The sequence below is a fragment of the Ochrobactrum sp. MYb379 genome (assembly GCF_037479515.1).
Taxonomy (GTDB): Bacteria; Pseudomonadota; Alphaproteobacteria; order Rhizobiales; family Rhizobiaceae; genus Brucella.
Genome location: NZ_JBBGYW010000018.1, coordinates 26307 through 45619, shown reverse-complemented (window position 1 = coordinate 45619; position 19313 = coordinate 26307). Strand labels below are relative to the sequence as shown.

The window sequence follows — 19313 nt, the reverse complement described above, 5'->3', positions numbered from 1 at the left end:
TTTCAGGATTGGACAGAAAGCCTCCAGCTGTCACCAGAGGCTTGTCTGCGCCAGATCAGCGTTACTTCACGAGGGCGAACTTACCGCCATCAACCTTATAGAGGAAGATGAAAGGGTTGGTGAGTTCACCATCTGGCTTGAAGGATACTGTTCCAACCATGGATTTGAGGTTTGTCTTCGCAATTTCTTCCGCAATTGCCTTGCGTGTAAGTGGTGCTGGCAGCTTCTTCATAGCTTCCAGGATGACAGACGCTTCAACAAAGCCATATGCTGAATATGGTCCAGCATCTTCACCGAATGCATCCTTATACGACTTGGCAAAGGCTTCCAGTTCTGGCGAGGAGTCGTAAGGCGGAGCCTGAAACGAAACGATGGCACCTTCAGCATTTTCAGGGCCTGCACCATTGATGAAGTCAGATGAGAATGCGGAATCTGCACCGAAAATCGTCGACTTGATGCCAAATTCGCGTGCTTGTTTCACGAACAGGCCAACGGCAGGCATAACGCCGCCAAAATAGATGACATCTGGATTTTCAGATCGGATGCTGGTGAGTAGCGCCGAGAAATCGACGTCAGTCTGTGTAACACCTGAGAACGAGGTTACATTGCCACCGTCTTTTGTGAATGTATCGCGGAATACTTCAGCAACGCCCTGACCAAATGCCTGCTTATCATGAATGATCGCGGCCGATTTGGCCTTCAGTGTATTGATTGCATAGTCTGCAGGGGCCGAGCCTTGCGAAAGATCGTTGGCAATTGGGCGGAAAAGATTCTTGTAACCCGACTGCGTGACTTTCGGATTTGAGGCGTTTGTTACCTGTGGCAGGTCGCAGCGATTGTAGACATCTGAGGATGGGATGGTTACGCCGCTGTTGAAATTGGCAACCACGCCAAGCATCGCAGCATTGTCGCAATGTTTTTGCGCAATCAGTGTGCCTTGCTTTGGATCGCCATTGTCGTCGTCGCGCTGAAGCACGACTTTCTCGCCATTGATGCCGCCCGCATCATTGACCTGACGGATGGCGATTTCCATGCCATTCATCCATGTCACGCCGAAGATTGACTCAGCATTGGTCAGTGGGCCGGCTGCGCCGATGATGATATCTGCATGGGCAGCACTCGACAGGCCTGCAACAGCAATCGTCGCTGCAAGAAACTTTTTATAAGCTTTCATTGTAACCCTCTTTTGGTTTTTTCTAGCCTTCATGGGCCGGTATTATTTTTATTTTGCGGATTGACCGTCACCCGCCGACGCCTTTTTGCTTTCAGGCTGTTGCCTTAAGCTATTTCCTGTTCCCGCTGATCTGATCTGCTTTCGATCAAGGATTTCATGAGATTGTTTGCGACGCGCTGGATGTGCTTGCGCAGAGTTTCGACAGCGCGCTCAGTGTCTTTCAGCTTCGCATAAGCCAGAATGGCGCGGTGATCGGAGAGTTCGAGTTCTACATCCTGAGCGACCGCTATCTGCAGGTTAATGTAACGGTTGGCGTTATCATGCACGCTTTTGAGCAACTTCAGCGCGACTGTACGTCCGCTTGGTGCATAAAGCGTTTCGTGAAATTGCCAGTTCAAGTCACCCCAGTTTTCGACACTTCCTTCGACGAGGGTTTCGTCAGTCAACTGCTCAGCACGGTGCAAATCGGCATCGGAAAGGCGCGGTATCGCCATCTCAAAAAGCCATGTTTCGAGATGAATGCGAATATCAAAAAGCTCCTGAATTTCAGCCAACGAAAGCGCCCGGACCACAGTGCCCTTGTGCAATTCAGATTGGACAAATCCTTCAGCTTCGAGCTGACGAATGGCTTCTCGAATAGGAATACGCGAAACGCCCAGCTCGGTTGCCAACGCTTCCTGCCGTAGCGGGGTGCCTTCTGCCAGTTCGCCAGCAATAATTCTGCGGCGCAGTTCCACCACGATCTGGTCAGTAAGGGATTGTCTCCCGATCTTTTTTGTCATCAGGTGCTCCATTTTTAGATTGGATACAATATGCAAAATTCAGAGTCAACTATGAAATATAATGTCCTATAAAGCCAAATATAGAAAAATAATTTCGTTAATGGCGTTGACGACGGCATTATTTCCGTTACAGTTGGATATTGTATCCAATATTGACGGGCAAAGCTCGCATCGGGGAATTGAAATGACCAATAAAGACACGCGGGCCATCGCTGGAGAGGGCGCTTGCGGAGATGTACTTATCGTTCAGCCAGGTTCAAGTGAAAGCTACTGGCAACCCGTTCCAGCAAATGGTTCCATCGATGTCATTTTTGCACCGCATCGGGTTCCGATGGAGCACCCGATTGGCTTTGGAACGCAGACAGTTCCGCCGGGCGGTTATGTGCGTGAACATGCCCACGATCAAAATGAAGAAGTCATCTTTGTCGTGTCTGGTAAAGGGCGTGCGGTGATTGATGGCGAGAGCCATGAAATGAACCCGGGTTCCGCTTTTTTCATCGGTAAAAACCGTCGTCACATGTTTATCAATGAAGGCGAGACCGATATTCTCTGGACATGGCTGATTGTGCCAAATGGCTTGGAAGATTTCTTCCGCTTGATCGGGCGTGATCGCGTTGATGGAGAGCCTGCACCAGAGCCATTCCCACGACCTGAGAATGTGTTGCAGATAGAGCGTGACACCGTTTTTTCGGCTCCGCCATCTGATCCGTACAAAGTTTAAATACGAAATTCCCCCGCCAGCAACTGTTGCTGGCTTCTCCCAGAAGCTTGGAACGACCCGCAACCTTGTGGGACGGCTGGCTAGTTATGTTCGAGGAAAAAATGCGTCTGAAAGACAAAGTCGCCATCATCACCGGGGCCGGTGCGGGTATTGGCAAGGCTGCCGCTCATATTTTCGTTCGCGAAGGGGCTAAAGTGATTGTCGCTGATCGTGATGGAGAAAAGGCTGCTGCGGTCGCGGCTGAACTTGGTGACGCGGCATTTGCTTTTACCGTTGATGTTTCGCGCTCGGATGAAGTGAAGCAGATGATAGATACTGCTGTCAGCAAATTCGGACGTCTCGACATTCTGGCCAACAATGCAGGATACGGTATCCCCGGAACTGTCGTGAATACAGAGGAAGACGATTGGGATGCCCTGATGGCTGTCAATCTCAAGGGTGTTTATCTTTGCTGTAAACACGCGATTCCGGTTATGGCGGCACAAGGCGGCGGCACAATCGTCAACACTGCATCCAATGTCGCAACTGTCGGCATCTTTGATCGTGCAGCCTATGTTGCCTCTAAGGGTGGCGTTGCTGCCCTCACCAAGGCTATGGCTTTGGATCATGCGAAGGAGAAAATCCGCGTAAATTGTGTGGCTCCGGGCGTCACTTGGTCAAGCTATTTCGAGAAAATGGTGGAAACAACACCTGATCCCGATGGCTTCAAAAATGCGTTGAAAGCGCGTTCTCCGATCAATCGCTGGGCAGAACCGCAAGAAATCGCAAACTGCATTCTGTGGCTAGCTTCGGATGAAGCATCCTTTGCGACGGGGGCTATGTTCACCGTCGATGGCGGCATGTCAGCCTGGTAAGCGTGATGACAATCGAGACCGCTCCCGTTCCACATATAGCACTTCTTGGCTTCGGCGCCATCGGAAGAGATCTGTGCAGCAAGCTTCTGGCCTGCCGCTGTCAGATCACTGTGTTGTTGCGCGAAGGCGCATCAACACCGGACCAGCCACCCCGCGGGGTCCGGTTTGTCAACGACGTGAATGCGTTGTTGGCCTCAAAACTTTCTGTTGTCGTCGAGGCCGCCGGACAGGATGCCTTAAAAGCATTCTGTCCGGTTTTTTTAGAGGCCGGAATTGATGTGATCGCGGCCTCTGTTGGTGTCATTGGCGATGCAGGTTTTAAAGTTAGGGCGGCAGAAGCAAGTCGAAGAAGCGGTGCGAGGCTGATCTTTCCGACGGGTGCGGTAGGTGGTCTGGATTACCTTTATGTTGTGGTTCAGGCTGTCGATCTCAGCGTGACGTATACGTCTCGAAAGCCGGTCTCCGCTTGGGTGGCCGAACTAAAAGACCTAGGGTTGGACCCTGAGAACGTGCGCGAAGCGGTCGTGCTTTATGAAGGCGATGCCATTCGTGCAGCAGAGCTTTATCCGCGCAATTTGAATGCTGGTCTGACGATTGCACTGGCTGCCGGTGTTGAGCGCACGGCCGTCAGGGTCGTGGCCGATCCGACGGTTTCGCTCAATACCCATGAGATCGAAGCACGAAGTTCATTTGGCGAAGCTTTCATGCGGTTCGCCAACCTGCCTTCACCAGACAATCCCAAGACCTCAGCCATTACCGCCGCCAGCCTCTTAACCGAAGTCACACGTTATCTTGCCGGGCGATTAGTTTCGGCGCAGTGAATGGATGGAATGCCGAATGAGCAATGTTCTCATTGCAGGTGCAGGAATAATAGGACTAAGCGTAGCGCGTGCCTTGCTCGCTGAGGGACACAGCGTCACGATTGTTGATCGTGATCCAGCGGGCGACAAGGCGTCGTTTGGCAATGCGGGCGGGCTTGGTGTTACCGAGATCGTGCCTGCAAGTGTACCGGGCCTTGTTTGGAAAGTGCCCGGCTGGTTGTGCGATCCGCTCGGTCCTCTGTCCGTGCGTCCTGCACATTTCCCTAAACTTGTCCCATGGCTTGCGCGCTTTATGCGCAGCGGCTCACAGTCGGAAATGTTGCGTATTACCAAAGCCCTCGCGGCGCTGACAGCACCGGTTTATGATGATTACATGCCGTTGCTGGAGGAGTTGAAACTCACGCATGAGCTGCATCAGGTTGGTGCCTTATGGGTCTATGAAACTAAAGCGGCATTCAAAGCGGATTCAGCAGATCGTGACCTTCGTCGCAGTTACGGCATTATCTTTGATGAAATGGACGGTGATGAAGCGCGCAAGCTTGAACCAGCTCTTGGGAAGGCTGTCGTTCGAGCCGCAATGACACCGCAATGGTCGCACTTTGATGATCCAAAACGTGTCGTGGATCGTCTGCATGATCTTGTTGTTGAGCGCGGTGCAAAAACTGTAACCGGCGAGGCGGTTGCCATCGAGGGCGCGCAATTGCGTTTGGCGGGTGGCGAGGCAGTCGATTTTGATCAGTTGATCATTGCAACCGGCGCATGGTCAGCACGACTTGCAAAGACGATTGGTGATCGCGTGCTGCTCGAAAGCGAACGCGGCTATAATATCACAATCCCCAATTCTGGCGTTTCGCTAACGCGTGAAGTAATTTTTGCTGAACGTAAATTCGTGGCCACACCAATGGATATGGGATTGCGTATTGGTGGTGCTGCCGAGTTCGCTGGGCTTGAAACTGCGCCCAACTATGCGCGCAGCGATGCTCTTGCAAAACTTGCACGTATTTATCTGCCTGACCTTAAAACCGATGAAGGAACGCGTTGGATGGGGCATCGTCCCACAACGCCGGATAGCCTGCCGGTGATTGGGCGCTCGCCAAGCCGCGATGACGTTATTCATGCCTATGGTCATAGCCATGGGGGGCTAACACTCGGACCAACCACAGGTCGTCTTGTTGCTGATCTTGTTGCCCGACGACAGCCCCCCATTGATCTTTCACCTTTTTCCGTCAGCCGGTTTTCCTGATCTGGAGCATAATATGAACCCTCATACCTTTATCTGCGTCGATGCCCATACATGCGGCAACCCGGTCCGTGTTGTCTCTGGCGGTGCGCCTATTTTGCCAAACGTTAGCATGGCAGAAAAACGCCAGATTTTCCTGCGTGATCATGATTGGGTGCGTCAGGCGTTGATGTTCGAACCACGCGGTCATGATGTCATGTCTGGATCGGTTTTATATCCACCATCACGCGATGATTGCGATCTAGGGATATTGTTTATCGAAGTGTCAGGCTGTTTGCCGATGTGTGGGCACGGCACGATTGGCACTGTCACGGTTGCTCTGGAACAGGGATTTGTTGTTCCAAAGACGGAGGGCAAACTGGCGCTTGAAGTTCCCGCCGGTCGTGTTGAAGTTGAATACAAACGCAATGGTCGGTTCGTTGACGAAGTCCGCATTTACAATGTGCCTGCCTATCTTCATGCCAGTGAGGCGAAGATAGATGTTCCGGGTATGGGGGAACTCGTGGTCGATGTGGCATATGGCGGTAACTTTTATGCCATCATCGAACCACAGAAGAACTGGGCCGGTCTCGACACGATGAGCGCCGACGATATTCTCAAAATTAGTCCACTAGTACGCAGGCTGGTACAGGAAGCCGTTGCCCCCGTTCATCCCGAAGATGATCGTATTGCTGGTGTCAGCCATGTTATGTGGGCTGATAAGGGAAAACATCCTGAAGCCGATGCACGCAATGCGGTGTTTTATGGCGACAAGGCAATTGATCGCTCGCCTTGCGGAACTGGCACATCGGCACGAATGGCGCAGCGTGTTGCTAAAGGATTGCTGAAGGTCGGCGAAACCTTTGTTCATGAATCGATTATCGGCACATTGTTTCATGGTCGCGTGGAGAGTGCTGCCGAAGTTGCCGGTCGCCCGGCCATTCGTCCCAGCATTGGTGGTTGGGCGCGGGTCACGGGTTACAACACGATACTGGTCGATGAGCGTGATCCGCTTGCCTTTGGTTTTCAGGTAAAGTGAGCCGATTATGATCCTTGAAGAACGTGATTATCATATCGTTCCGGGCCGGATGGCAGAGTTCATTGCGACCTATGAAAAGCTGGGCCTTGCAATCCAGACAGAAATTCTCGGCGGCTTCGTTGGGCATTTTATCTGCGATATTGGCGAGTTGAACCACGTTGTTGCGCTCTGGCGATATGAAAATATCTCGGATCGTGAGGAACGACGTGCACGCATGCTCGCCCATCCGGGATGGCAAGCCTATCTCGAAGCGATCAAAGGCATGATCGAGCGCCAAACTATCCGCATCCTTAAGCCAACCGCAATTTCTCCGATGGTGTAGTCATGAAAGCTGTTCTGCCTGCTCTTGATGATCTCGTCCCTGAACGTATGAAGCCGGGAGCTGATCTTATCGCTGAAGGCAGAAAGCTTTCCCGCGACTGGCAGGTTGGCAGAAATGCCTTTCTCGACGAAAATAGCGTAACTTGCGAGGCGGAATATAAACGCCGCAAGGCCGCTGAAGGCCGCATGATGCAACATGCACATATCGGTTTTCGCAGCGTTGAACGCACGGTTGAAGCGATTGGTGAGGTGCATGGCACTTGTGCCAGTCGCGGTGTGACTGTCGATCGTTTCGGTATCACGCTGGATTGGTCGATGGGTTATCCGGTCGCTTTGCGCAAAGACAGACCGAAAGGCACCGGCATTGTTTTGAACGGGCCCGAGGACTTTGCGCGAATTACCAATGCCGCACCAGCGGCTGCGCATTTTGGCGACTTTATGCTTGGCTTGCCAGGTGCTATTGAAAATACCAAGGGTGCGCTTGCTGCCGGGGCGACTGCCATCGGCAATCTCGGGCAATATTTCACTTTCCGCTTGCCTTATTGGGATGATGATGTTGCGACGACGGAAGCTGCGGTTACAGCGCTTGGTTTAATTGCGGCTCAGGATGAAGAAGTTCTCGTCCACTCCAATCTGGATGACGGGTTTGCAGGGCTGTTCGCTGACATGAGTTCGGCGCTTGGTATGGTGCTTATTGAACGTCATATCGTCGAGAACCTGATCGGCGGGCGTATGTCGCACTGCTTTGGCCACCATTATACAGCGCCTCTCGTACGCATGGCTTTCCACAAGGCTTTAGCAACATTCAGTGATGCGCCGGGCACCATGCTTTTCGGGAATACTGTGAGCTATAAGTCAAGCCCTGCGGGCAATTTCGCAAGTCTTGCGAGCTATTTGCAGGCCGATATCTGGGCCTTGGCGCGCATCCATACAGGACATGCCATCAATCCAGTTCCTGTGACTGAAAATCAGCGCATACCGGATATTGATGAAATCATCGATGCACAGAATTTTGCGACACGCATGGCTGAACATGCAATCCCAACAGCCAGCCTCATTGACTTGGCACAGGTGGATAAAGCTGCTGATGGTCTGATCGAAGCCGGCCAGCGCTTCAGTCAGAATGTCCTCTCGGGTCTTGAAGAAGCGGGCGTCAACATTAATGATGCTGCAGCGCTTATGCTCGCCTTGCGGCGTATTGGGCCGAAGCGGTTGGAAAGCCTTTATGGTGCGGGTAACGAAGATGCGACAGCCTGGGGCGGTCGTCGTTCGGTGATGTTAGCCGAATGGGTCGAAGAGCTTGAAGAAAGTGCGCATGAATGGGTCGAACGTGTCCCCGAAGCGGCGCGCGTCACCATTGCTGAAAGTGGTTTACGTGGATGCGTTGCGTCATCTGATGTGCACGAGCATGGAAAAAACCTGATCGAGCGCATTCTCGGCATGAGTTCGGTCGGTATTATCGATGGAGGCACCTCTGCCGACCCGGAAGCAGTTGTCGCGACTGCTCTCGCTGAGAAGGCCGATTTCATCGCCATTTCGACTTATAACGGTATCGCATTGCGCTATGCGCGTGATGTGCTGGCAGCAATCAAAGAGGCCGGTTCCGATATGCCGGTTCTGATTGGCGGAAAGCTCAACGAGATACCAGAGGACTCCAATTCGGGCCTCCCGGTGGATGTCAAAGCCGACATCGAAGCGCTGGGTGCTTTGCCTTGCGAAACACCCGAAGCGATGACCACATTTATCGAAAATTTCATAAGAACCACAAAGAAGGGAACGAGAGCATGACACGTTGGACAGGTGTATTTCCGGCCGTTACCACGAAGCTCAAGCAGGATGGCGCGCTTGATCTTGATGCGACTGCCGCTTCCATTGATCGGTTGATTACCAATGGGGTTTCTGGCGTTATTGTTTTGCCGATGTTGGGTGAAAACGCATCATTGAAGGCAGAGGAACGTGATCAGGTTATTCTGGCGGCCAAAGAAGTGGTCGCTGATCGTGTGCCGCTGTTATCTGGACTTGCACAGATTTCAACAGCCGATGCGGGAGTCGCTGCGCGACATTATGAAAAGCTTGGCGCTCAGGGCCTGATGGCGTTCCCGTCACTTGCCTATAAAACGGACCCGCGCGAGACAGTGGCCTGGTACAAATCGCTTGCCGCAAGCAGTGGCCTGCCGATCATGATCTATAACAATCCGATTGCTTATGGTGTGGATGTCACGCCAGAAATTCTTAAACAGTTGGAAGATACGCCGTCGATTGTCTGCATCAAGGAAGAGTGCGGCGATATCCGTCGTGTCACCGATCTTTACAATGCATGCGGCGACCGCTTTTCAGTGTTCTGCGGCGTAGACGATCTTATTGTCGAAAGCCTTGCACTGGGCGTCACAGGCTGGGTTTCGGGTATGACGAATGTCTGGCCTGCCGAATGCGTGAAACTGTTCAACCTCGCTTCTTCGGGCAATTTCGATGAAGCGCGCAAACTCTATCGTTTGCTGACGCCAGCGTTCCATCTCGATACGCATGTGAAATTGGTTCAGTACATTAAACTCGCAGAAAAGCTTGTCTATGGCGCACCGGAATGGGTGCGTGAACCGCGATTGCCTTTAGTCGGTGACGACCGCACGCATGTTGAAACTGTCGTAAATGACGCCATTGCTAAACTCGCTTCCTTGAAGGATTGAGCTATGCGCTTTTCAAAGATGATCAATGTTGTCGGCGTTCATGCTGCAGGCGAATTGAATGAAGTGATCACAGGCGGTGTCCTCGACGTGCCGGGCGCTTCTATGTTTGAAAAAATGCAGTATCTTCAAAACAAGTCTGACGATTTACGAAATTTTCTACTGAACGAACCGCGTGGTCGCGTAACGCAATGTGTCAATCTTGTTTTGCCAGCGACAAAGCCAGAAGCAGATGCTGGCTTCGTTATTATGGAGTCGGATTTTTACGTGCCAATGTCCGGCACCAATACAATCTGCACCGTGACGGCCCTGCTAGAAACCGGCATGATCCCGATGAAGGAGCCAGAGACAAAGCTTGTGCTGGAAGCTCCAGCTGGACTTGTTCCAGTGACAGCACAGTGTGAAAACGGCAAATGCGTGAACGTTACATTTGAGAATGTTCCATCCTTTGTTTTCGCGCTGGATGCAAAGGTCGATGTGCCAGGGCTTGGGACTATCACGGTTGATGTCGCCTATGGTGGGATGATCTATGTTCTTGTCAATGCAGCATCTATCGGTTTTAACGTCGACAAAACGGAGGCCGCAAAACTCGTTGAAGTTGGAGAGCAGATTAAGAAAGCCGCCGCTGAGCAACTTCCGGCTATCCATCCAGAGAACCCAGAAATTCACACGATTAATCAGACGCTTTTCGCGGGTCCGCTGGAAGAACGCGATGGTGTCAAGCGTTCACGCAATGCCGTGATTGTATCGCCGGGGCGTATTGATCGCTCGCCTTGCGGCACTGGCACCAGTGCGCGACTGGCTGTGATGCATGCGCGCGGTCAGATCGCGGTTGGCGAAACATTCATTCATGAATCGATCATTGGTACCGAGTTTATTGGGCGCGTGCTTGAGGAAACCTTATGTGGCGGTCAGTCCTCCATTCGCCCGGCGATAACCGGGCAGGCATGGATCACTGCTTTCCATAATTATGTGCTCGACCCGACAGACCCGTTCCCGACGGGGTTCCGCCTCGGCGACACTTGGCCGGGCAACTGATTGAGAAAGAACGCGAGATGTCGATAGCTTTGGCCGATGACGGTTGCCGTCTCTATTATGAAGTAAAGGGCGAGGGTGAGCCGCTTGTCCTCATCCCCGGTCTGGGCGGGGATGGCCGTTTCTGGGGAGGTGTCGAGAAAGCCCTTAAAGGGTTTAAAATTATCACGGTTGATCATCGCGGCGCGGGGCGAAGCGACCGTCCCGAAAAAGGCTATTCAATTAACCGGATAGCACATGATGTGCTGACTATTCTGGATGTAGAAAAGATTGATGCCGCACATTTGGTCGGTCATTCTACCGGCGGCACGGTCGTGCAAACCATTGCGCTTGATGGGCCTGCGCGGGCCAAGTCGCTCGTCATAAGCGGAAGCTGGGCACGTCCGGATGCACGCTTTAGAGCGGTGTTCTCGTCACGTCTGGAAATGATGCAGAAGGGGGAGGTGAGGGCATATCAGAACCTTACGCATGTCTTTGGATATACGCCCGAATGGATAGCCGCGCACGAGGCAGAACTTCTTGCAGCAGTTGCCAGCGCGGTTGATAATCTTGCGCCATACAATGTAACTGCGCAACGTATTGCAATGTTGTTGGACTTTGGTCGGTCACAAGAACTGGCCACAGTCAATCATCCGACACTTTTGCTCGGCGCACGCGACGATATCATGATCCCATTTCATCATATTGAAGAACTGCATCAGCTCATAGCGCATTCTCAAATGCAGGAAATGCAAGGTGGTCACTTCTTTCCGCGTGTCGCTCCGCAAAGGTTTGCTGATGTCATTGCTATCTTCTTCAAGTCGACCTGAGCGTAGCTTGGCTGTTCTGCAATTATCATATTCATGGTATCCACATGGTTATGTCGAGGCTTCTGGCGCAGATTTTTTGCTCAAGCATTTGGTACGGGGTTCGACGGTTTTGAATCCGAACCATCACGCTTGACTGGCAATCATAATTAATTGGCTTGCATACAATGCAAAGGAAGATTGGAGAATAAATTGACAAACTTTGCCAATCAGTGAATATGGCTTGCAGCGAAGGAGAATTTTATGGCAACGATGAATGTATCGCTCCCTCATCCTATGAAAGAATGGGTAGAGGCTCAGGCCAAAACAGGACGCTATTCGAACGTGAGCGACTATGTGCGCGACTTGATCCGTAAGGATCAGATGCGTGGGGATAAGATCGCAGCAATGCAGCGATTTGTTGACGATGGTCTTCAAAGTGGCAAGGGAACTCGTTCGCGGGATGATCTCTTTGCTATGGCAATTGCAAATGCCGAAAAATCTCTGAAACGCAACTAATGGCATTTATTCTCTCTGTTCAGGCGGAAGAAGACATCATCGCTATTGCGGAGCACGGCATAGCAATCTTCGGACCTATACAGGCCAAACGATATCATTCGGACCTGTTTAACACGTTGGACCTGATTGCCAAAAATCCACAAATGGCACGCGAACGAGGAGAAATCTCTCCACCTGTGCGTATTCACCCGTTTAAAGCTCATCTGATTATTTATCAAATTGAACAAAGTGGAACTGTATTTGTAATTCGGATACAGAATGCATTTGAAGACTGGATTAGCGACCCCTTCTAACGTTTATTCTAAACTCAGGAAACTTGGGAATAGCAGAAGCTATCGCTAACTAATCTTCCCGAAGATGCGGGCGTGTTCTTGCCTCTACGTCAAAATCTTCCGGAAAGCACACATGACGGATCGGTTCGTGCCACCAGTTCGGCCCCGGCTTCAAAACCGCCAGTTCATGCTCGCTTTAAAGGAACCAATATTTCTGACTAGCACTCTGGAAATATCGAACGCCCATGCGCGGGACTGGTACAGCGTCTTCTTATCTCGGTATCAGATGATAATTGCAATACTAAAACTACCTGACTGGTATTTGAATAGTGTGCATCCCTCGCGACCATGTAAACATGTGCTTTGAATTGAGCCTAAACTCTGGTATGAATTGTTCACACCGAAACAGATGCGATTACAAAGAAAAGAAGAATGGCCAACATCGAAAAACGCACGATAAGTTTGCCGAGGGAGCAGGCAGCCTTTATCGAGTCGAAAGTCAGGAATGGAGACTACGCCTCGGTCAGTGAGGTTGTACGTGCTGGCATCCGAGCATTGAGAGAACGAGATGACGTGATTGAACGCTGGCTAAACAATGAAGTTGTGGCATCCTACGATGCAATGAAATCGGACCCTTCCCGGGCAATAACTATTGATTCCGCCTTTGCTTCGGTTCGTCAACGACATGCTGAACGTATGAAAGATCGCAAGTGATCTGCAGATCAGTAGTCTTATCACCTGAAGCCGAGGCAGATCTTTTGGCTCTTTATGACTGGATCGCGGAAAGAGCTTCGCCGAATGTTGCCCTTGACTACCTGGATCGGCTTGAAAGTTATGTACTCGGTTTCGACCGCGCTTCCGAGCGCGGCACTTTACGTAACGATATCCGTGAAGGCCTACGGACGATTGGTTTTGAACGCAGAGTAACAATCGCATTCAATGTCACTGAGCAACAGGTTATTGTGTTAGGCTTCTTTTATGGTGGCCAAAATTGGCAAGAAGCTCTATCTGAACACTGAAACCCATCGATTTTCTTGACTCTGCGTCAAAATCCTCCGGAAAACGCGTACAACGCATCAGTTCATGCTCGCTTTTAGTGAACGAAGGTTTCGGACTTCGAATCAAAAATATAAGATCCGTCGGCAAATACACTCCGTTCACTCCAAAATCGAACGCCCCCGCTGTTGGCAAGAGCTTTTCTTCCCGGGCAGGCAGGCGTGTGCGCTGTCAGCAATACCATACGGGTAGGGCGATTAGTTTACGAGGATTAACAGCACTCACGCAATCTCGCTCGCTCGCGATAAGGCGGGTTTATTTGCGGCTGCCGTATATAATCTATGCCGCGTTAGGTCTCCTAACTTGCGCGCGCTCTAGAAACGCTAATGTACTTTCGAAGTCTACAATACCGGCTTGACTACCCAGACCAGATGCATTGAGAGCAGACGAAGCTTGGCCCAACTGGGTCATTTCTTCTGGATTAAGTCCCTTGATAATGCCGGCTGCGAACCCGGCATTGAAAGCATCACCGCAGCCACAGGTGCAAACAACGTCGACGTTGAATGCTGGCATGTGGAATCGAGTGCCGTCGACATGGTGATAATAGGCGCCGTGCTCGCCCATCGTCATCACAGTGCATTGAACACCAAGATCATTAAAATAGCGTCCAATATCTTCTTTCGTCGTGAGGCCTGAAAGCGCTTGTGCTTCCTCGATTGAAGGGATGAAATCTCGCACCTGTCGGTACAGGGGCTTCAGGTGACACCTGTTCACTACGTTTTCAAGCCGGATGAAGAAGCCACATTTGCACATTTCAAAGCACTCACTGAAGCGACTGACGTTCCCGTCATCATCTATAATGTCGTTCCATGGAACTATCTAAGCCCGGCACTGCTCATTCGTCTCATGAAAGAACTGCCCGGCGTTCAGGGCGTAAAGCAGAGTGCAGGCGATTTGAAGCTAATGGCTGATCTGATGCTTGGCATTCCTGCAGGCTGTAAAATTTATACAGCTGTTGATGCCTTGCTCTATCCTTCGTTTGCGCTTGGCTGCCATGGAACTATCGCAGCTAATCCAGCAGCTGTGCCAGGGGTTTGCATAGCATTGTGGAATGCAGTGCAGCGCGGTGATCATAAGCGCGCAAAGGAAATTCATGAAGCGCTGCTTCGCTTCTGGAACACGGTTTACGCGGACAACCTGCCGGCCAACATCAAGACAGTTATTGCACTGCAAGGCACTGAAGCTGGTCTTCCACGCATGCCGATGCCGCAAACATCGGCCGTGCAGTTGGAAAACATCAAACGCGAACTCAAGAATGTACTGAAATACGAAGAAGCTTAATGTCATACATGGGCGTTCATTCCGAACGCCCATTCACGCCTTGTTACGGTTGTGTGGGGGCAATGACGTGCGACCTGCCTACTGTTCTAATCTCGTTTACAAATTTCGTGATGGCTGACGTATCTGTCATTACAACCTGAATTCCGTGGGAGGAAAATTATGTTTAAACTGATTTCGTCAAAAGTATTGGCATCAGGTTTTGTAGCAACCGCTATATTGTCCAACCCAGTTTATTCACAAGAATGGCCAACCCGGCCAGTTCAACTCGTGGTAGTGGCAGGTGCCGGCGGCGGATCAGATTACACATTTCGCTTAATGGCTGCTGAGCTTGAGCGCACCCTGGGACAGCCCTTCACCGTTGTCAATCAAGCTCAAGCATCGGGTATCGTCGGCTATACAGCTTATAAAAATTCAGCGCCAGACGGTTATACACTAGGCCAACTTTCGCCAATCGCTCAATTTTCTATGCTAGGGCAAGCCGATTTCAAAGCAGATGACTTCACACCCATTGCTCAATTCAATGCGGACCGTTCAGCGATCCACGTTGCTGGCGACTCTCAATACCAGGATCTGCGCTCGCTCGTCGCTGCCATTAAAGAAAATCCTTCCTCCTTCAACATCTCGTGTGGTGGAACATGCAATGCAAGTTGGGATATTCCATTTGTCTCGATGCTGCTTGGAGAGGGTGTCGATGTTAGCCAGATTAAATTGATCCCTTCTCAGAGTTCAGGCGCAGCACTTCAGGAACTCGCTTCGGGTGGCATTGATATTGTCCTGTGTTCAGTGCCAGAAGTGACCTCGATGGCCGATGCCGGAATTGTAAAAACACTTGCCGTGATGAGTGCAGAGCGCTTGCCAATTAACGATAAAATTCCCACGGCCAAAGAGGCTATTGGTACGAGCTATGTGGGAGGAACTTGGCGCGGGATTGCTGGACCAGCTGGTCTTGATCCTTATGTCGTTGCCAAACTCGAGCAAGCGGTCGCTAAAGCTGTCGAATCCGAAACCTTCCTTAAAGGAATGCAAAACCGTGGATTTGGCGTCACTTATCTCAATAGCGCTGATTTTACGACATTTCTCGGTGATCATTACAAAGAAACTGAGGTCGTGCTGAAAGCCGTTGCTGGGAAGTAACAATCGGCTCCCTAACCAGATACAGCTGCCGGCGCGATGCCCGGCAATGGCGTGTGGTGTATAAGGATTCAAATATGACACAGAGATTGGTGGGTGCAGGGTTTGCGCTACTTGGGATATTAGTTGTTATCTTAGCAATGCAATTACCCCAGCCATTAGCGGCCACACGAATAGCCTATGGGCCAGGTTTTTTTCCGCTCTTGCTGGGCATGGTTATAGCGGCTGCAGGAACATGGCTTGCTCTGATTGGACCCGGGCAGGCGATTGATAAGTTAGAGGGTGAACGATACTCTTTAAGTAATTTTGCAAAACCGGCTGTGGTCTTTGGAGCTGCGCTAATTTACGTTTTTTACTCTCAGCAATTCGGTTTCCTGATCTTGGCTCCGCTCATTCTATTGACGCTTTTGCTCTTAGGGCGGGTGAGTTTTATTCCGGCACTGCTAATAGCTGTAACGACATCCATTATAGTTTATGTCGTCTTTGCTAAAATTCTTCTCGTTCCGCTCCCGCTCGGACTTCTTAGCCCGTGGGGGAGGTACCTGTAATGGAAAATGTTATTGCAGGCCTTGGTCTTCTGTTCAGTGTCGAAGTTTTGCTTGTTAAGCTCGCCGCCGGTATTTTTGGGCTTTTCATGGGCGCGCTGCCCGGACTCACTGCTACGATGGCGGTTGCGCTACTCGTACCCGTCACGTTTTATATGGACCCGGTGCCAGCGATCGCAGCTATGGTGACGGCCGCCGCTATGGCAATGTTTGCTGGAGACATTCCGGCGGTTCTCTTGCGAATGCCCGGAACTCCTGCATCCGCCGCATATACTGACGACGCTCATTCATTGACAAAAAAGGGGCAAACCCATGTCGCTATGGGTCTTTGCCTTCTGGCCTCAGCGATAGGTGGCCTTTTCGGTGCACTCATTCTGGCCACATTGGCACCGCCATTGGCAATGATCGCGTTGCGCTTTTCGTCTTACGAGTATTTCTGGCTTTGTCTTTTAGGCCTTACGACAACTGCCTTCATGATTTCGTCATCGCGGGTTAAAGGCGTCCTATCCCTGTCTCTTGGCCTTTTTACCGCTACCATTGGCATTGACCCAATTAGCGGCGTACCACGTTTTACATTTGGAAATCATAACCTCATCGGCGGTTTATCTCTTGTTCCAATCATGATTGGACTTTTTGCTATTGCCGAAGTCTTTCGATACTACGCTCGTAAAGAGCCTACGGTCCGTCTTGAACAGAAGGCGATTAAAGGTGTGTTCGAAGGTCAGGCCAGACTACTCTGGAAAGAGCGTCGGGCTGTTGCTCAGGGAAATATTCTAGGAACAATACTCGGAATATTGCCCGGCGCTGGCGCAGACATTGCGGCATGGATTTCATATTCTCTGGCTAAGCGTTTTGCACGTGAACCAGAAAAGTTCGGTAAAGGATCAACGGAGGGGTTAGCTGCCGCGGGTGCTGCCAACAACGCTGCTGTAAGCGGTGGTTTTATTCCGTCGCTTGTTTTCGGCATCCCCGGTGATGCCATCGCAGCCATCATCATCGGTGTCTTGTTTATGAAGGGTGTCAATCCTGGACCGACGATCTTTTTGAACAACCCCGCCATCGTATATGCAATCTTTGGCGCATTCTTTCTCGCTAATTTGTTACTTATTCCCCTTGGTTGGGTGGCGATACGGCTGAGCCGCGTGATGCTGATGGTACGTCTTAGCATATTGATGCCGATAATATTTATCTTCTGTCTGGTTGGTGCATTTGCAATGGAAAACACAGTGAGCGCCGTCGGTGTGGCATTGGCGTTTGGTGTTATCGGGTTTGCATTTGAGGCCTTTCGGATTCCGCTTGCGCCGTTTGTTCTCGGAGTTGTTTTAGGCCCCCTCCTGGAGCAAAATTTTTTGAGTTCAATGATGAAATCTGGTGGCAATTGGCTAACGTTTGTCGATCGTCCGATAGCAGGGGGACTTGCGCTATTAACGTTGCTCATATGGTGCTCGCCGCTAATCAAAGCTGGTCTTAGCCGTACAAGGTAATGTTCTACTACCATAATTTCGGCGTTGTGAAGGGAAGCACGCAGTAGAGTAGCCAGTCAGCAATATAGTAGCATACTTGACTGGCTCTTCCTGAACTCGGGTAATTTATATTGGATATAAGCGGTTGTTGTTACTGGACCAACGTCTGAAAATTACGCTGGCGTTGACCCCACCAAACCCGAAACCGTTGGATATTGCGTATTCAGTGTCAATCTGGCGCGATTGGTTTGATACAAAGGTGAAGCCACTGGCTTCTGGATCCGGGTTATCTAAGTTGAGTGTTGGTGGTGCGACCTGATCCTTTAGCGCCAGAATTGTGAAAATTGCCTCAAGCCCCCCAGCAGCGCCCAACAGATGACCTGTCGCGGATTTTGTTCCACTGATAGCAAGTGCGTTGTTAGGGCCAAAAACGCTCCTGATAGCTCTGATTTCTCCTAGGTCGCCAACCAACGTCGAGGTGGCATGCGCGTTCAGATGCCCGATGTCGCCTGGTTTTATTCCAGCTTGAGCAATAGCGATCTCCATAGCTCTACGTGCACCATTGCCATCCTCTGGGCCAGAGGTGATATGGTGTGCGTCGGCTGTTGTTCCATATCCGACGAGTTCGGCAATCGGTGTCGCACCGCGCGCCAACGCATGACTGAGCGCCTCAATAACCAGCAATCCCGCGCCTTCGCCCATAACAAAACCATCTCGAGAGGCATCAAAGGGCCTTGATGCTTTGTTCGGCGTGTCGTTGAAGCCGGTTGAAAGTGATCGTGCTGCGGCAAAGCCGCCAAGACTAACATTGCTTATGCAGGCTTCCGTCCCGCCGCAAAGTGCAATATCTGCTTCATTCGCCCCGATCATCCTGGCAGCATCGCCGATAGCCTGAACGCCTGCAGCGCATGCCGTGACAGGGGCACCGAGAGGACCTTTGAATCCATAACGGATTGAGACTTGCCCCGCTGCGAGGTTGACGAGAAACGATGGGATCGTGAAGGGCGAAAGACGGCGGACACCGCGTTGATCGACGGTGCGGACTGCCTCGGTTATTGCGGGAAACCCGCCTATGCCAGACGCGATAATTGTTGCAGTCCGCAGTTTGTCTTCATTTGAAGCTGGCTTCCACTTTGCTTGAGCAAGCGCTTCTTCAGCTGCGGCGAGTGCGAAGATGATAAATCGGTCGACTTTTCGTTGGTCTTTGGGAGAAAGGACTGTATCCGGGTCAAAGCCGCCTTCAGCATCATCCATGATTGAAGGGACCACTCCGCCGATCTTAGATGGAATATCAGCGGCGACATCATCTCCCAGTCGCCGTACACCACTCTGTCCTGTAAGTAGGCGCGACCAGGAAATACCAGCAGTCGCTCCAAGGGGGCTGACAGCTCCCATTCCTGTTACAACGATCCTACGCATAGGTTTCCACCTTTGTTTTTTGAAATTAGTATGTTCCGCATGGCCGGGCGAGAACCGGGCCGGGAGCAGTTCTTAGAACATGTAGTTTTTGTTCGGGCTTAAATAGCGCTACTGGTACCGTATCCGGCCTGCAGAGCCGCTTTGGCCCATCACTTGGACCAATTAATAAAACCTGCTCGCATCTATGGGCGCAAT

22 protein-coding genes are annotated in these 19313 nt (G+C 51.2%); 18 read left to right on the top strand and 4 right to left on the bottom strand.

The annotated features are described in order from the left end of the window. Positions 1-61: 61 nt before the first annotated feature. Both WH356_RS21170 and WH356_RS21165 read right to left on the bottom strand, forming a co-directional pair. Positions 62-1174: a branched-chain amino acid ABC transporter substrate-binding protein gene (locus WH356_RS21170; RefSeq protein WP_105707459.1), complete on the bottom strand. Its 1113-nt coding sequence runs from the start codon at positions 1172-1174 to the stop codon at positions 62-64. 104 nt (positions 1175-1278) lie between these two features. Next, the gene (locus WH356_RS21165) at positions 1279-1956 is read right to left on the bottom strand and encodes a GntR family transcriptional regulator (RefSeq protein ID WP_339514382.1); all 678 of its coding nucleotides are present in this window, start codon (positions 1954-1956) and stop codon (positions 1279-1281) included. Between the two features lie 184 nt (positions 1957-2140). Here WH356_RS21165 and WH356_RS21160 point away from each other — a divergent pair, with 184 nt between their 5' ends. The 14 genes from WH356_RS21160 (at position 2141) to WH356_RS21095 (ending at position 13242) form a co-directional block, all read left to right on the top strand. After that, a complete protein-coding gene (locus WH356_RS21160; protein ID WP_339514380.1) occupies positions 2141-2677 on the top strand; it encodes a cupin domain-containing protein in 537 nt (178 codons plus the stop codon). A gap of 101 nt (positions 2678-2778) precedes the next feature. Further along, positions 2779-3531 carry an SDR family oxidoreductase gene (locus tag WH356_RS21155; RefSeq protein WP_339514378.1) on the top strand — a complete coding sequence of 251 codons (753 nt, stop codon included), beginning with the start codon at positions 2779-2781 and terminating at the stop codon, positions 3529-3531. A gap of 5 nt (positions 3532-3536) precedes the next feature. Beyond that, the gene (locus WH356_RS21150; protein ID WP_339514376.1) at positions 3537-4352 is read left to right on the top strand and encodes an aspartate dehydrogenase; all 816 of its coding nucleotides are present in this window, start codon (positions 3537-3539) and stop codon (positions 4350-4352) included. A gap of 16 nt (positions 4353-4368) precedes the next feature. Continuing rightward, positions 4369-5595, top strand: a complete 1227-nt coding sequence (locus WH356_RS21145; RefSeq protein WP_339514374.1) for an NAD(P)/FAD-dependent oxidoreductase — start codon at positions 4369-4371, stop codon at positions 5593-5595. Positions 5596-5608: 13 nt separating this feature from the next. After that, entirely contained in the window at positions 5609-6610 is a 1002-nt protein-coding gene (locus tag WH356_RS21140) for a 4-hydroxyproline epimerase (RefSeq protein ID WP_339514372.1), read from the top strand. A gap of 7 nt (positions 6611-6617) precedes the next feature. Continuing rightward, positions 6618-6932 (top strand): NIPSNAP family protein, encoded by a 315-nt coding sequence (locus WH356_RS21135; protein WP_339514370.1) that lies wholly within the window; start codon positions 6618-6620, stop codon positions 6930-6932. A 2-nt stretch (positions 6933-6934) separates the two neighbouring features. Further along, positions 6935-8719, top strand: a complete 1785-nt coding sequence (locus tag WH356_RS21130) for a cobalamin-dependent protein (RefSeq protein ID WP_339514368.1) — start codon at positions 6935-6937, stop codon at positions 8717-8719. Then, positions 8716-9615, top strand: a complete 900-nt coding sequence (locus WH356_RS21125; RefSeq protein ID WP_339514366.1) for a dihydrodipicolinate synthase family protein — start codon at positions 8716-8718, stop codon at positions 9613-9615. Before WH356_RS21130 ends, WH356_RS21125 begins: the two co-directional genes overlap by 4 nt. A 3-nt stretch (positions 9616-9618) precedes the next feature. Continuing rightward, the gene (locus WH356_RS21120) at positions 9619-10650 is read left to right on the top strand and encodes a proline racemase family protein (protein ID WP_339514364.1); all 1032 of its coding nucleotides are present in this window, start codon (positions 9619-9621) and stop codon (positions 10648-10650) included. Positions 10651-10667: 17 nt separating this feature from the next. After that, positions 10668-11456, top strand: a complete 789-nt coding sequence (locus tag WH356_RS21115; RefSeq protein ID WP_339514362.1) for an alpha/beta fold hydrolase — start codon at positions 10668-10670, stop codon at positions 11454-11456. Between the two features lie 240 nt (positions 11457-11696). Further along, positions 11697-11951 (top strand): type II toxin-antitoxin system ParD family antitoxin, encoded by a 255-nt coding sequence (locus WH356_RS21110; protein WP_151093985.1) that lies wholly within the window; start codon positions 11697-11699, stop codon positions 11949-11951. Then, positions 11951-12244, top strand: coding sequence for a type II toxin-antitoxin system RelE/ParE family toxin (locus WH356_RS21105; protein ID WP_339514357.1), 294 nt, complete (start codon positions 11951-11953; stop codon positions 12242-12244). The genes WH356_RS21110 and WH356_RS21105 overlap by 1 nt, the downstream gene beginning before the upstream one ends. A gap of 411 nt (positions 12245-12655) precedes the next feature. Beyond that, positions 12656-12937: a type II toxin-antitoxin system ParD family antitoxin gene (locus WH356_RS21100; protein WP_339514355.1), complete on the top strand. Its 282-nt coding sequence runs from the start codon at positions 12656-12658 to the stop codon at positions 12935-12937. Beyond that, the gene (locus tag WH356_RS21095) at positions 12934-13242 is read left to right on the top strand and encodes a type II toxin-antitoxin system RelE/ParE family toxin (RefSeq protein ID WP_339514353.1); all 309 of its coding nucleotides are present in this window, start codon (positions 12934-12936) and stop codon (positions 13240-13242) included. Before WH356_RS21100 ends, WH356_RS21095 begins: the two co-directional genes overlap by 4 nt. Positions 13243-13558: 316 nt before the next feature. Here the strand turns inward: WH356_RS21095 and WH356_RS21090 are convergent, their stop codons facing one another. Beyond that, positions 13559-14032: a carbohydrate kinase family protein gene (locus WH356_RS21090; RefSeq protein WP_339514351.1), complete on the bottom strand. Its 474-nt coding sequence runs from the start codon at positions 14030-14032 to the stop codon at positions 13559-13561. Here WH356_RS21090 and WH356_RS21085 point away from each other — a divergent pair. The 4 genes from WH356_RS21085 (at position 13979) to WH356_RS21070 (ending at position 17720) form a co-directional block, all read left to right on the top strand. Further along, a complete protein-coding gene (locus WH356_RS21085; protein ID WP_339514349.1) occupies positions 13979-14560 on the top strand; it encodes a dihydrodipicolinate synthase family protein in 582 nt (193 codons plus the stop codon). The genes WH356_RS21090 and WH356_RS21085 overlap by 54 nt on opposite strands. A gap of 159 nt (positions 14561-14719) precedes the next feature. Then, entirely contained in the window at positions 14720-15694 is a 975-nt protein-coding gene (locus WH356_RS21080) for a tripartite tricarboxylate transporter substrate binding protein (RefSeq protein ID WP_339514347.1), read from the top strand. A gap of 74 nt (positions 15695-15768) precedes the next feature. Then, positions 15769-16239 (top strand): tripartite tricarboxylate transporter TctB family protein, encoded by a 471-nt coding sequence (locus WH356_RS21075; RefSeq protein ID WP_339514345.1) that lies wholly within the window; start codon positions 15769-15771, stop codon positions 16237-16239. Further along, a complete protein-coding gene (locus WH356_RS21070) occupies positions 16239-17720 on the top strand; it encodes a tripartite tricarboxylate transporter permease (protein ID WP_339514343.1) in 1482 nt (493 codons plus the stop codon). Before WH356_RS21075 ends, WH356_RS21070 begins: the two co-directional genes overlap by 1 nt. A 105-nt stretch (positions 17721-17825) precedes the next feature. Here WH356_RS21070 and fabF read toward each other — a convergent pair whose 3' ends face one another. Continuing rightward, positions 17826-19118 (bottom strand): beta-ketoacyl-ACP synthase II, encoded by a 1293-nt coding sequence (gene fabF, locus WH356_RS21065; protein WP_339514341.1) that lies wholly within the window; start codon positions 19116-19118, stop codon positions 17826-17828. Between the last annotated feature and the right edge of the window lie 195 nt (positions 19119-19313).

Bases quoted from the DNA above. Each gene is read 5' to 3' on its own strand.
- WH356_RS21130 (WP_339514368.1), top strand. From the start codon at position 6,935: ATGAAAGCTGTTCTGCCTGCTCTTGATGATCTCGTCCCTGAACGTATG.
- WH356_RS21120 (WP_339514364.1), top strand. From the start codon at position 9,619: ATGCGCTTTTCAAAGATGATCAATGTTGTCGGCGTTCATGCTGCAGGC.
- WH356_RS21075 (WP_339514345.1), top strand. From the start codon at position 15,769: ATGACACAGAGATTGGTGGGTGCAGGGTTTGCGCTACTTGGGATATTA.
- WH356_RS21145 (WP_339514374.1), top strand. From the start codon at position 4,369: ATGAGCAATGTTCTCATTGCAGGTGCAGGAATAATAGGACTAAGCGTA.
- WH356_RS21170 (WP_105707459.1), bottom strand. From the start codon at position 1,174: ATGAAAGCTTATAAAAAGTTTCTTGCAGCGACGATTGCTGTTGCAGGC.
- WH356_RS21135 (WP_339514370.1), top strand. From the start codon at position 6,618: ATGATCCTTGAAGAACGTGATTATCATATCGTTCCGGGCCGGATGGCA.
- WH356_RS21070 (WP_339514343.1), top strand. From the start codon at position 16,239: ATGGAAAATGTTATTGCAGGCCTTGGTCTTCTGTTCAGTGTCGAAGTT.
- WH356_RS21125 (WP_339514366.1), top strand. From the start codon at position 8,716: ATGACACGTTGGACAGGTGTATTTCCGGCCGTTACCACGAAGCTCAAG.
- WH356_RS21090 (WP_339514351.1), bottom strand. From the start codon at position 14,032: ATGTGCAAATGTGGCTTCTTCATCCGGCTTGAAAACGTAGTGAACAGG.
- WH356_RS21150 (WP_339514376.1), top strand. From the start codon at position 3,537: ATGACAATCGAGACCGCTCCCGTTCCACATATAGCACTTCTTGGCTTC.
- WH356_RS21115 (WP_339514362.1), top strand. From the start codon at position 10,668: ATGTCGATAGCTTTGGCCGATGACGGTTGCCGTCTCTATTATGAAGTA.
- WH356_RS21105 (WP_339514357.1), top strand. From the start codon at position 11,951: ATGGCATTTATTCTCTCTGTTCAGGCGGAAGAAGACATCATCGCTATT.
- WH356_RS21080 (WP_339514347.1), top strand. From the start codon at position 14,720: ATGTTTAAACTGATTTCGTCAAAAGTATTGGCATCAGGTTTTGTAGCA.
- WH356_RS21155 (WP_339514378.1), top strand. From the start codon at position 2,779: ATGCGTCTGAAAGACAAAGTCGCCATCATCACCGGGGCCGGTGCGGGT.
- WH356_RS21160 (WP_339514380.1), top strand. From the start codon at position 2,141: ATGACCAATAAAGACACGCGGGCCATCGCTGGAGAGGGCGCTTGCGGA.
- WH356_RS21110 (WP_151093985.1), top strand. From the start codon at position 11,697: ATGGCAACGATGAATGTATCGCTCCCTCATCCTATGAAAGAATGGGTA.
- WH356_RS21100 (WP_339514355.1), top strand. From the start codon at position 12,656: ATGGCCAACATCGAAAAACGCACGATAAGTTTGCCGAGGGAGCAGGCA.
- fabF (WP_339514341.1), bottom strand. From the start codon at position 19,118: ATGCGTAGGATCGTTGTAACAGGAATGGGAGCTGTCAGCCCCCTTGGA.
- WH356_RS21165 (WP_339514382.1), bottom strand. From the start codon at position 1,956: ATGACAAAAAAGATCGGGAGACAATCCCTTACTGACCAGATCGTGGTG.
- WH356_RS21140 (WP_339514372.1), top strand. From the start codon at position 5,609: ATGAACCCTCATACCTTTATCTGCGTCGATGCCCATACATGCGGCAAC.